At 42.2% G+C, this 12637-nt stretch carries 9 protein-coding genes; 1 reads left to right on the top strand and 8 read right to left on the bottom strand.

The annotated features are described in order from the left end of the window. Positions 1-13 precede the first annotated feature (13 nt). The 8 genes from QZZ43_RS02450 to QZZ43_RS02415 form a co-directional block, all read right to left on the bottom strand. Positions 14-2287: a glycosyltransferase gene (locus QZZ43_RS02450; protein WP_291855912.1), complete on the bottom strand. Its 2274-nt coding sequence runs from the start codon at positions 2285-2287 to the stop codon at positions 14-16. A 17-nt stretch (positions 2288-2304) separates the two neighbouring features. Then, the gene (locus QZZ43_RS02445) at positions 2305-3336 is read right to left on the bottom strand and encodes a glycosyltransferase family 9 protein (RefSeq protein WP_291855910.1); all 1032 of its coding nucleotides are present in this window, start codon (positions 3334-3336) and stop codon (positions 2305-2307) included. Between the two features lie 3 nt (positions 3337-3339). Beyond that, positions 3340-3948 (bottom strand): DUF4254 domain-containing protein, encoded by a 609-nt coding sequence (locus QZZ43_RS02440; protein ID WP_291855908.1) that lies wholly within the window; start codon positions 3946-3948, stop codon positions 3340-3342. A 304-nt stretch (positions 3949-4252) separates the two neighbouring features. Further along, a complete protein-coding gene (locus QZZ43_RS02435; RefSeq protein ID WP_291855906.1) occupies positions 4253-4528 on the bottom strand; it encodes a F0F1 ATP synthase subunit epsilon in 276 nt (91 codons plus the stop codon). Next, positions 4528-6045, bottom strand: coding sequence for a F0F1 ATP synthase subunit beta (atpD, locus tag QZZ43_RS02430; protein ID WP_291855904.1), 1518 nt, complete (start codon positions 6043-6045; stop codon positions 4528-4530). The genes QZZ43_RS02435 and atpD overlap by 1 nt, the downstream gene beginning before the upstream one ends. A 48-nt stretch (positions 6046-6093) precedes the next feature. Next, positions 6094-7065, bottom strand: a complete 972-nt coding sequence (locus QZZ43_RS02425) for a polyprenyl synthetase family protein (RefSeq protein WP_291855903.1) — start codon at positions 7063-7065, stop codon at positions 6094-6096. A 6-nt stretch (positions 7066-7071) separates the two neighbouring features. Continuing rightward, positions 7072-9498, bottom strand: coding sequence for an MMPL family transporter (locus tag QZZ43_RS02420; protein ID WP_291855901.1), 2427 nt, complete (start codon positions 9496-9498; stop codon positions 7072-7074). Positions 9499-9651: 153 nt separating this feature from the next. Further along, positions 9652-10623 (bottom strand): hypothetical protein, encoded by a 972-nt coding sequence (locus QZZ43_RS02415; RefSeq protein ID WP_291855899.1) that lies wholly within the window; start codon positions 10621-10623, stop codon positions 9652-9654. Positions 10624-11251: 628 nt separating this feature from the next. Between QZZ43_RS02415 and QZZ43_RS02410 the strand changes: the two genes are divergently transcribed. Beyond that, positions 11252-12628: a TolC family protein gene (locus QZZ43_RS02410; protein WP_291855897.1), complete on the top strand. Its 1377-nt coding sequence runs from the start codon at positions 11252-11254 to the stop codon at positions 12626-12628. Positions 12629-12637 lie beyond the last annotated feature (9 nt).

Raw genomic sequence — 12637 nt, 5'->3', positions numbered from 1 at the left:
CACATTTCTTTTTTTATTTCTCAAGCAACAATGACCGATACAATGCCATATATTGGTCGGCAATAAACTCATCAGAGAATTTCTTAACGTGCTCTCTCCCTGACACAACCAGCCTTTCCCTGAGAGCCGAATCAGTCAGAACCTTAACAATCGCATCTTTTAATTCCTCCACACTAAAGGGATCAATATATAAGCTCCCGGCACCGCCTGCTTCTCCAAAACAACCGCCTTTTGAGGTGACCACCGGGGTATCGGAAAACAAAGCTTCGATAATTGGAATTCCAAAACCCTCGAAAAGAGAAGGATAAACAAACAATGATGCCCCCTGATATAGCATGGCCAGTTCGTCGTTGGGAACTCCTTTCAAAAAGGACACTTTATCGCCCATCTCATTGTGCAGAATATATTCTTTAACTCTGCTTGTATATTCTGTTTCGGAGCCTACAATAGCCAGATGGGTATCCAGATCCTTTATGGCTTTCACCCCCAGAAGAATGTTTTTCCGCTCCTCAATGGTTCCAACATTAAGAAGGTATTGCTCCGGAAGATTGTATTTTTTTCGTACGCGCTCAATTTCTTCAGCCGGAAATTTCTGCTTGTAAATATCCTGGCAGCCCTGATAAATAACCCTTATTTTGGAAGGGTCAACCCCAAAAAATTCTACAACATCGTTTTTTGTTTGTTCACTGACAGCAACAACAACATCTGCATTTCTGGTGGAATGTCTGGCTTTAATGGTATGGATTTCCCGGTCGAAAAAAGAATAGAATTTGGGAAACCGCAAAAAGATAAGATCGTGTACGGTAACCATACTTTTTATTCCATGCTGTTTCAGACCTGTAGGGATTTCTCCCGAGAGGCCGTGAAATAGCTTAACCCCGTCACGTTTAAGGTCATTAACTATTTTAAACTGGCGCCACACGGAGGGAAAAAGTTTAAAAAACTTCCCTTTGGGCCTTATTTCTACCACATGCTTATTATCAACATCAAAAACATGTTTTTTAGAGGCCTTGGGATTATAAAGCAAATACTGGTTTCGGGGAAAAAATTGCTTTAAAATTCTGATAAGATCTCTGCTATAATTCCCCAAACCAGTGAAGTTGTGATACACCCTTTTGGCATCGTAGGCAATTCTCATGTCAAAAGATAATCCGTCTGGAACATTAGTCATCCGTTTTTTCGGGCGCCTATTTTCTGCATCACCTTTGATAAAACGGTCAAACTCCTGAACCATTCGGTCAATAGAGAAATTATCTTTTACAAAAAAATGTCCTTTTTCGCCCAATTCCATCCTCTTTCCTCCATCAGAAATCAATACATTAAGTTTGTCAACCAATTGTGCCACATCGCCACTCTTAATAGAAAATCCATTTTCTCCGTCCTTTATTAGCTCGCTTACACCATTTACATTACTGGCTACTACAGGCAATTTGTAACTCATAGCTTCTAACACAGAGTTGGGCATCCCTTCATACAACGACGGAATTACAAAAATATCCGCAGCGCGAAGCAATCCGGAAATATCTTCTTGAAATCCAATCAGAAAAAACCGTTTCTCCAGGTTATATTTTCTAATCAGTTTTAATAATTGACTTTCCAATCGGCCTTTTCCAGCCAAAAAGAAAAATACGTTATCATGCTGCTCAACAATATATCGGGCAGCTTCCACCAAAAACTTAAACCCTTTTTGTCTCGCAAGCCGTCCGGTGGATAAGACGATAACCGGATTTTTCACTTCAGCAGAAATCCAGGGAGAAAAATCAAAAAAGTTCCCCTGTTCCTGTAATTCTTCCACCCCATTAAAAATTACTTTAATAAAATCCTTCTTAACGGGCAGAAAGGATTCATATTCTTTTTTGATGGTATGGGTATTGGTAATAATCCCGTCGCAAAAAAGCTTAACCGTCCATTTGTACCACCAATGGTTTTTAAGTAATTGCAGACCCTGGCGGGAATACACTTTGGCATCAGCACCAATAATTTTAAGGGCAACAGAAGCAACTCTCCAATCCTTATTCTGACAACCAATAACAGCTTTTGGCTGAAATTCTTTAAAAAAGCGACAAAACCGCCAGCAGGCAATGATATCGAAATCTGAATTGGCACCAATTTCTTTCACAGAAAGATTTTCCGCTTTTGCTCTTCTGGAAAGAACGGAGTTTTTACGACAGACGATTAATACGTTGTGCCCAAGAGCCTTGAGCCCGGAAGCAGTCATAATCATCCATTTCTCGCCACCGCCCCATTTATTTTTTCCTATTGAGTTAATTAATGCGATATTCATCATCCGGGCCAATAAAAGTTTTAGGTATTTAAAGTTTGCTCCACTACCATTTCCGGAGTAATTCGTTCCATACAGGCAAAATCACCACGGTGGCAGGGCTTATTTCCAAAGACTGAACAAGGCCTGCAATCCAACTCCACCTGAACGGCGTCTTCGGCTGATTGCCCATAACCATAAAAACCTGCATACGGATGTGTAGCACCCCAAATACTTACCACACGGGTTCCGGCTAAACTTGCAATATGCATATTTGCTGAATCCATAGATATCATCACACTCAGACGGCATATAAGCTCCAATTCCTCAGCCATTGATAATTTTCCGGCAAAGGTGCGGGCATTTTTAAAATCGGAAGCCCATTGCTCCAGCTTTTCCTGTTCCTGTCCGGGACCTCCAAATAAAATAACCGGAATCTCCCTCTCTTCAAGCAACCCAAGCAGTTTCAACATTTTCTCTTCGGGCCACATCTTCCAATGATGTTTGGCAAACGGAGCAATACCGACTAAAAAAGAGGAGCCACCTAAATCCCCCCAAGGGGGACTTTTTGAATCAAGCGAGTCTTTTCCGTATAATGTTTTTCCGGGAAATTTTTGCAATTCAAACGGAAATCCTGCTTTTGCAAAGGTTTGTCTGTAGCGCTCGGCTGTTGTCGGCAGGGCCTTAAAAACCTTTTTGTCTTTACGAGTTAGCTTCTTTTTTTCTGAACGACCTTTATCAATTTTTGAAACCCTGACTCCCGAAAGCTGAAACAAGGTTGTAAGTACATGCGTCCGTAAGACGCTGTGCAAATCAACAACGGCATCCCACGGGCCCTGCATTTTCAACTCCCTGAACAGAAGAAAAAGTCCGGCCAGGCCTTTGTGTTTCTGCTTTAAATCAACAGGAACGAAATGAACACGGGGCAACGGGGCAACAAAATCCCTGGCAAAAGGCCGCGAAACAAACCAAATTTCATGATCGGGGTATTTCTCCAGAAACGACCACAAAACAGGAACCGTCATAGCCACATCGCCCAGGGCGCTAAAACGAAAAACAAGAACTCTTTTCTTCAAAACCTATTTCTTGTTTTTATACAAAATGGGGTTCAATGCCGGATCGTTGTACATTTTCATCTGTTTATAGGTTTTCATGTACTTCTTTCCTGCTTCAATATCTCCGATGAGCTGGTCGATGGCAGTGCTTAAATCTTCACGTTGCTGAAGCAAAACGGAAAGTTTCAGATTACATTGTTCCAGATGTTTGGGAGAAGCATCAACGCGCTTAACTTCCTGCTCCATGTGGTAAATTTTAAGCGCCAGAATTGAAAGACGGTCGATAGCCCATGCAGGACTCTCAGTGTTGATGGTCGCATCAGAAGCGATTTTCACATCCTTATATTTGGCCAAAAAGAAATCATCGATAGATTCTACCAAATCAGTTCTGTCCTGATTGGAGCTGTCAATGCGACGTTTAATTTTCAAGGCCTCGTCGGGCTGAATTTCAGGGTCACGAATAATATCTTCCAGGTGCCACTGCACGGCATCAATCCAGTTTTTTCTGAAGAGCAAATCCTCAATAGTTTCCTCTTTATACGGGTTTTCCGGGGTAGCATCCACATTGTCAAATTCATGATAATGCTCGGTGGACTGAATAAAAATCTTGTTACAGGTTTCGCTAAAAGTCATCTTGGTTTCGTTTTTGAAATCAATTTTCCTGAAATTTCAACCCACAGGAAAATACTTTCTGTTAATACTTTCTGAATAATATTTGACAAAAATAGGGAAACCATAGACAAAAAACAGGAAATCGATCAGGAAAATATAGAAAAGCCTCCCTTAATCCTTTTCAGGTAGGAAAATGGCATCAGTTAATCCCTCCCAGGGAGAGAGATAATATATAATTGAGGGGATACAGTTCGAGAAGGAGTGAAAAAAAATCCTGTTAAAAAAGTTATGGGAGAAACCTAATAATCCCGTCACGAGTTAACATTTACAAGTCAGCCTCATTTTCATCAGGTAGTTCATCCATCAGAATAACGGTATGATTATCGTGGCACTCCACCACACCTTGTTTGCATCGAAAATGATGGTCGTATCCATCTTTCCCAATAACCCTGATATCCCCACGAACAAGCGTGGAAATGATGGGAGCATGATCGCGCAACAGCACAAACCGTCCACTGGCTCCGGGAACTTCAATCAATCCCACCAGCCCATCATACAGAATCTTTTCGGGCGTGATAATTTCGAGATAAAGATCTTCCATTATTTTTGCTTGGCTTCTTTGAGCAATTTTTCACCCTTTTCAATAGCTTGTTCAATGGTGCCCACCAGGTTAAATGCGGCTTCGGGATACTTATCCGTTTCCCCGTCCATAATCATATTAAAACCTTTGATGGTATCTTCAATGGAAACAAGTTGTCCCTTGATACCGGTAAACTGTTCGGCTACATGAAACGGCTGCGACAAGAATCTTTGGACCCTTCGAGCGCGCCCAACAATAAGTTTATCGTCTTCCGATAGTTCCTCCATCCCCAGAATGGCAATAATATCCTGCAGCTCTTTATATCTCTGGAGGATTTCTTTAACTCGTTGTGCTGTCTGGTAATGCTTTTCACCAACAATTTCAGGTGTCAAAATACGGGAAGTTGAATCGAGCGGGTCTACAGCGGGATAAATACCCAGCTCAGAAATCTTACGGCTCAATACAGTTGTTGCATCCAGGTGTGTAAATGTGGTTGCAGGAGCAGGGTCGGTAAGGTCATCGGCAGGAACATAAACCGCCTGAACAGATGTAATAGAACCGGTATTGGTAGAGGTAATACGTTCTTGTAAAGCTCCCATTTCGGAAGCAAGTGTAGGTTGATAACCTACTGCAGAAGGCATCCTTCCTAAAAGTGCAGACACTTCTGAACCGGCCTGGGTAAAACGGAAAATATTGTCGATAAACAGCAACACATCACTACCACCACCTTCACTACTGCCTTTGTCGCGAAACGTTTCGGCAATCGTAAGGGCAGATAAAGCAACTCTTGCCCGGGCTCCCGGAGGCTCGTTCATCTGTCCGAAGACCATTGATACCTGAGAATTCTTTAATGCCTTCTGATCTACTTTATCAATATCCCATTCCCCTTTTTCGAGGCTCTTTTTAAATTCTTCCCCATAATCAACAATCCCGGCTTCCACCATTTCCCGCAAAAGGTCATTTCCTTCACGGGTACGTTCACCGACACCACCAAAAACAGAAAAGCCGCTGTATCCTTTGGCAATATTATTAATAAGTTCCTGGATCAATACCGTTTTCCCAACCCCGGCACCACCAAAAAGACCAATTTTACCCCCTTTGGCATAAGGTTCAATCAGGTCCACCACTTTGATACCGGTAAAAAGAATTTCTGTTTCGGTAGAAAGGGTGTCGTAGTCGGGAGCAGGTTTGTGAATAGGACTTCTTTCTTCGGTCTCTACTTCGGGTAGTCCGTCAATGGCATTTCCAACTACATTCAGAAGCCGACCTTTTACATTTTCGCCGGATGGCATTGAAATAGCTTCGCCCCGGGATATGACTTCCATCCCACGTCTTAATCCGTCGGTTGAATCCATGGCAATGCAACGCACAGCATGTTCTCCAATGTGCTGTTGGCATTCAAGAATGAGTAGGTCTCCACTATCCCTCCGGATTTCAAGTGCTTCATCAATTCCGGGGAGCTGTTCAATTTTTTGTTCAAAACTCACATCCACCACAGGCCCGATAACCTGCGATATTATACCTTTGATTTGCGACATGGTAAACACATTTATTTTCGACCGAATTTAATCAAATAAACGGAAATATTAGCGTGCCCGGGCCATCAATTCATGGGCAAAAGTCTGAAGCTCAATTCTGATTTCTTTATTCCCACCCACTTTTTCAAGGTTCTCAATAGCCCTGAAAAAGAAATCATCCCGTTTTTTCTGAGTTATCTCAGAAATACCGGCTTCATTAAAAAGACGAGTCACAGCAGCAATTTTATCTTCCGCTAAATACTCCTTACGTTCCAACCAATCTAAAAGTTCCTTTTTGGGTTCACTTTCTAACCGGTTCAATGCAGTGATTAAAAGAAAAGTTTTTTTGTTGGTAAGGATGTCATTTCCGATCCTTTTTCCGAAAGATTCCTGATCGCCATAAACATCCAACCAGTCGTCCTGCAGCTGAAATGCCATACCAATATCCTGTCCAAATTTGTAAAGCAGACTGCAATCGCGTAAGCTCCCTCCTCCCAAAATGCCACCAATTTTCATACTTGCACCCAGGAGTACCGCCGTTTTCAGCCGAATCATATCCAGATATCCATCCTCGGTAACGTCAGTGGTTTTCTCAAAGTCCATGTCAAACTGCTGACCTTCGCATACTTCTGTGGCTGTTTTACTAAAAACTTCAAGCACCTGAGGCAGGACACCAACCGGGCTTTTGGCCATTAATTCATAAGCTTTGATGAGCATAACATCACCGGAAAGGATGGCGGTATTGCTGTCCCACTTTTCATGTACCGTTGGCTGATTCCGGCGTACTAAAGATTGGTCCATGATGTCATCATGCAGCAACGTAAAGTTATGAAAAACTTCGAGCCCGATAGCGGGGAAAACTGCAGCGGAAAAATCGCCAAAAAGAGCAGCAGAAGTAAGACAAAGCGCAGGCCTCAACCTTTTAGCGCCAAGTGAGAGGACATACTTCACTGGATCATAAAGTCCTTCGGGCCTGGTGGGCCGTTCCAACATTCTTATCTGGTCTTCGATAATCTGGCGAAACTCTTCAATTTTCGACATAACAACCTATTTTTGGGTACGTTCAGGAAAGTCAGCTTCCTGATGACCACCGGATTTTTGGTCTATTTTCAATTCGTCGTAATCAATATCTTCCTCCTCATTGTATATCGTAAGCATGGGCTCTTTAAACGATTCATTGGTGATTAATCTCTCCAATCCCAGCAACAACGAAGGAAGCAAAATAAGATTGGAAAACAATGCAACCAAAAGAGTAAATGCAACCAAAGCACCAAGGGCAACTGTTCCTCCAAAACTTGACACTGTAAATATACCAAATCCAAAGAAAAGAATAATGGAGGTATAAATCATACTCCTTCCGGTTTCTTTAAGCGCCAGAACAGTGGCAGCTCTTATGCTCCAATTGGTCTGGCTCAGTTCCTGACGGTATTTGGCCAGGAAATGAATGGTGTCATCGACCGATATCCCAAACGCAATACTAAACACCAGGATGGTAGAGGGCTTAATCGGTATTTCAAAAAATCCCATCAAAGCAGCAGTGGTAATCAAGGGCACCAGGTTTGGGAAAAGTGATACCACCACCATTCTTTTGGATCGGAACATCCAGGCCATAAAAGAAGCAATCAACAGCACCGCCAGCCCAAGACTAATAAACAGGTTCCGAATAAGGTAATCGGTTCCCTTAAAAAACACTACGCTGGAACCTGTTACTGAGGTTTCATATTTTTCAGCGGGAAAAACAGAATCCACAACGGCTCTGATTTCGCGGTCCAGATCTTTCATCCGCGTTGTTCCTACATCGGCCATCCTAAAGCTTATACGGGCTTTTTGCTGTGTCGAATCCACAAAGGAACTAACGATTCCTGCTCCACTCTTTTCTCCCCGGGGTAAATAAGAAAGAATAAAATTCCGCTCCATGGATCCGGGAATGGAATAATAAGCCTGATCTCCATTGTAATAGGCTTGTCGGGCAAATTTCACCACCTGCAACATCGACAAACCATCAGAAAGTTCAGGGAAGGTTTTCAATTTCTGCTGAAGCCCATCCATTTTCCGGAGTGTACTTTGAGCCAATACTGCTTTGGGCTTTTTGGTATCGATCATTATTTCCAAAGGCATCAGTCCGCTAAAGTGCTTCTCAAAAAATTTAAGGTCACGATACAATTGATGGTCATGTGGAACATCATCGAGCATAAACCCGGTGGTTTTCATATTGGAAATTCCGATGCCTCCAAATATCAACAATCCTAAAGTCCCGGCAAAAACAATTTTTTTATGATTCAGTGAAATATGAATCAACTTAGAAATAATTTTCCCAAAGAATGGCCTTTCAAGGTGCTGAACATGACGCTCCCTGGGGTCAGGGAGGAAACTGAAAATAATAGGAATCATCAGTAATGAAAGTACAAAAACCATCATAATGTTGATGGCTGCCATAATTCCAAATTCGATCAATAGTTTACTGCTGGTGAAAACAAATGTAGCAAAACCACTGGCAGTAGTCAGATTAGTCAGGAAAGTAGCATTTCCGATTTTCCTGATTACCCGCTGAAGAGACTTTATTTTATTTCCATGATTTCGGAATTCATGATGAAACTTATTCAGCAGAAATACTGAGTTAGGAATTCCTATCACAATAATCAGAGGGGGGATCATCCCCGTCAGGATGGTCACTTTGTAACCCATAATCCCCTGCCAGCCAAGGGCCCAGATAACAGCGACGCCCACCACAAGCATGGAAAAAATAACCACTTTAAACGACCGGAAAAACAAAAAGATAATAATGGCGGTAATACCCAGAGCCAGCCAAATGAACATATTCAGTTCTCTCTTGATCATCTCCGCCGTTTCAACTCTGATAAAGGGTAAACCTGAATAATGCAACTGATTTCCGGTTCGCTCCTCATAAGCGCCCCCTTCCGATTTAATGGCTTCCATTAAATCCACCCGGGCCGGGCTCTCAAGAATTTGTTTGTTAAGGGTAATGCCTAATAAATAAGTTTTGGTAGCGGGATTATACAAAAGTCCTTTGTAAAAAGGAAGACCGTCAAAAATATTTTTAAGAGAATCAAGTGCCACCTGATTAACAGAATCCTGAAAAACAGGTCTCACTATAAATTTCTTATTTTCCCTGTCGCGAATCAATTGATAAGAATCGGAAGCTGAAAGAACCGAAGTAACCCCTTCTATCGCGTTTATGTTCCGGGATAGTTTTTGCCAGTGTTGAAAATGTCCGGCTTCAAAAAAAGCAGAATCCTGCACTCCCAACACCATGAGGTTTCCCTCGTTTCCAAACTGCTCTGCAAACCTTTTATACTCTTCATTCACAGGGTCATCCTCCGGCAGCAACGGAGCATACTGGTAAGACATCTCTATCTTGCGTGACTGGAACCCCATAAAAGCAGTGATAAGCCCCAAAACAATCAGAATAGGAAGCCGGTTTCGAAGAATAAAACTGGCAATACGAATCCACATAAATCAAAAAATTACCTCAAGTATCCACTCAAAAATGATGCGAATTTAGAAAAAAACAGTGATTTATGCTTTGTCCTGTGTCCGGTTTAAGCTTTGTTAATACAATCCTTGAGTCTGATCTAAAAAGCATTTTATTATACCGCCCTCATTTAGTTAAAACATGGTCTGCCCAAACAAACCTCTTTTACGTCCCTGTTTTCTGCCAAAATAAATAGAAATATCAACAAAAGGCCAAAAAGTAAAAAGACGGGGCCCAACACGCCCCAGACCTACAATATATCCTCCGGATACCGAAAAGTTACGGTAAGGAAAGTATTCAACAGAGGATTGTTGTTCGAAAGCCACCCCGGCAGGAAAATTCCCGATAAGGCTTCTCAGCTCGCCACGCGCATACAATGCCGGATTAATCCTCCAATCTCCCCGGAAACCCAGTGTTCCATGCAGACCTTTTCCGGTATAAGCTCTGCTTCGCGGAGTTATCAGATGTTGCTCTTCAATATAAATCTCCTCTTCAGAAAAAGCAAAGCCATAGTCGAGGGCCAAAAACCCGGTAAATACCAGAAATGGCTGATGCGGATTACAATCCATCACATCATAAAAGGGCTTACTCACCATCAATTGGTTTTTGATTGAAAGAGTCAATGGAACTCCTGAAAGAGAATCAGCAGGGAAAGGGCCTCCGTTTGCGGAAACCCGGTTCAATCCGGGCCAGGCAGAATAGGCTCCATGAAGCGAAGACACCCAAATATCTCCTCTGGAAATCTCCCTTTTCACAAAAACATTAGGAATCCAGTAGTCCAGTCCAAGCCATGTTTGCAGCTCCACCCCCTGGGAGAGGCCATACCGGGAAGCAGATGACAAGCTTAAATTTCCGGCTTTTTGGTAGGAGGTTGCTGCTGATCCTGCAGCCCAGATATGATCGTCGCGTAAATCAGTATTATTCGGATCGGTTGTTTGAAGCGGATTAAAAAGGTTTCCCTGTCCCGCATCCTGTCTCCGTTTATTTAAATCTTCGGTCGCTTTCTCCGCCTGACTGCGATTTTTGAACGGCCATATCTGTCCCTCGCTGTTTCCAACAATCAGAAACAGGCCCAAAAAAATTAGTATAAGAAGCTTTCTAATCATACAAAGAAAAAAGAGTAAAGCATTAGAAACTGATTCACTATCGTCAGGAGAAACTTTTTTTGAAAGAAGATTACTTCACTTTGCTCGCAAGGAACCGTTCAACAGATTTTAAGCAAGTTGTCATGCAAAGTTCATTGCGAACGGAGTGACGCAATCTCAATATTTTAACCCGGCAACAATGAAACTAATTAAATTTTGTTTTGGACGATGTTTTCGAAAGATTGAAACTCAGACAGGTTAAAACTTCCTTTAATAGCGCTGCGTTCAAGGAAATTTTGACGAAATATAAGGACTCAAGACTCGAAGTCATCCAAAAGGATAAAACATAAACAGTTTCTTAAACGAAAATCAACCGATTAAAGTGCCCCAAATTCAACCAATTAACAAGAATAATTTATGAACGGATGGATAATTATGACTGACTGCCCCATTCACCGATGTTTTTCGGTCTTTTACCGGAAACTCAAGGGACTCACCCCGACTTTTCAGTTTTTCAATATCAGGTAAGTTTAACTTTGCTGGAACATTTGGGGAATAAAGTGGTTTCATTTACACAGAAAATGATTCTTCCCCACGATCAACAGTTCTGGTAAAAAAAATAAAAGAGAATTCTTTAAACCAATAACCTATGCAATCCGGATATGCAAAAATATTGGGCCTTTTCGTGGCCATCTGTTTCTGGTCGGGAACAAATGTTCTTTCAGCACAAACCCCCGATACATTGTCTCTTACACTCGAGCAGGCAATGGAATATGCATCTGCTCATGCTTACCAAAAAATAAGTTCGGAATACGATGTGGCATCGGCAAAGAAAAAAATATGGGAAACCATTGCTTCAGGACTGCCACAAATTGACTTTTCGGCCAAGTACAACCATTCCATAGATGTACCGGTAAGTCTGCTGCCTGCTGAAATCATTCCTGAAGATATGCGTCCGCCAGGAATAGAGACCGGAGATAAAATACCGGTATCTTTTGGCACGGCTTACGACGGGAGTTATTCCTTTTCGGTGTCTCAAATGATTTTCGACGGATCCTACTTTGTGGGACTCCAGGCCACTCAGGTATTTTTAGATTTAACCAGGCATCAGACCACCAAAACGGAAATTGAAATTCGTGATGCTGTAGCCAAAGCCTACTTTTTAGTTTTATCGGCACGAGAAAACCTCCAAGCATTTGAAGAGAACCTGACGGTAAACAAAAGCTTACTCAAAGAAACCGAAGCCTTATTTGAAAACGGATTCAGGGAATCGATGGATGTATCTCAGTTAAGGCTGATGGTACGTGAATCGGAAAAACAAATAGTGGAGGTAAAGCGAAATGAAGAAGTGGCCCTTGCAGTTTTGCGTTTTTCACTTGGGGTTGAAGAGGAACAGCCGATAAAACTCACCAACGACCTTCTTTCTCTTTCGGAAAGGGCGACCAACGGGGAAGCAAAAAAATCAGGGTGGTCACCCGAAGAACACATCGATTACAAAGTGGCATCCACCAACGTGGAAAGCGAAAAATTGCAATTCAAAAATATCAAATCCCAGTATTTACCGCAGCTCAATGCTTTCTATACCTATCAAAAAACAGGCTACGGAGATGAGTGGAATATCTTTGGAGACGAATGGTACAAATCTCAATTTGTAGGTCTGTCGGTCTCGGTGCCTGTTTTCTCATCGGGAATGCGAAATGCACAAGCTCAGCAACAAAAACTGGCGTGGGAGAAGAGTAAGAACATCAGGACACAAACCATGCAACAGATAAAAATGCAGGGTTTGACGGCATTGACCGATTACAACAGTGCAATTGACCAATATGAAATTGCTCTTGATAGCAAAGCACTTGCATACGATATTTACGAAAAAACCAGAACCAAATTTACCAACGGGATGATCGGTAGCTTTGAACTAACCCAGCAACAGGGACAATACATCCAGGCTCAGATAAGTCATGTTCAGGCAGCTCTTGCAGTGCTGAATTCCAGAATCGCTTACCTGAAAGCTACAGGAAAACTCTAACAACTTGTG

Source organism: Marinilabilia sp. (assembly GCF_016278715.1).
Classification (GTDB): Bacteria; Bacteroidota; Bacteroidia; order Bacteroidales; family Marinilabiliaceae; genus Marinilabilia.
This window is presented reverse-complemented; position numbering and strand designations above follow the sequence as displayed.

Bases quoted from the DNA above. Each gene is read 5' to 3' on its own strand.
- QZZ43_RS02450 (WP_291855912.1), bottom strand. From the start codon at position 2,287: ATGATGAATATCGCATTAATTAACTCAATAGGAAAAAATAAATGGGGC.
- QZZ43_RS02425 (WP_291855903.1), bottom strand. From the start codon at position 7,065: ATGTCGAAAATTGAAGAGTTTCGCCAGATTATCGAAGACCAGATAAGA.
- atpD (WP_291855904.1), bottom strand. From the start codon at position 6,045: ATGTCGCAAATCAAAGGTATAATATCGCAGGTTATCGGGCCTGTGGTG.
- QZZ43_RS02420 (WP_291855901.1), bottom strand. From the start codon at position 9,498: ATGTGGATTCGTATTGCCAGTTTTATTCTTCGAAACCGGCTTCCTATT.
- QZZ43_RS02415 (WP_291855899.1), bottom strand. From the start codon at position 10,623: ATGATTAGAAAGCTTCTTATACTAATTTTTTTGGGCCTGTTTCTGATT.
- QZZ43_RS02435 (WP_291855906.1), bottom strand. From the start codon at position 4,528: ATGGAAGATCTTTATCTCGAAATTATCACGCCCGAAAAGATTCTGTAT.
- QZZ43_RS02440 (WP_291855908.1), bottom strand. From the start codon at position 3,948: ATGACTTTTAGCGAAACCTGTAACAAGATTTTTATTCAGTCCACCGAG.
- QZZ43_RS02410 (WP_291855897.1), top strand. From the start codon at position 11,252: ATGCAATCCGGATATGCAAAAATATTGGGCCTTTTCGTGGCCATCTGT.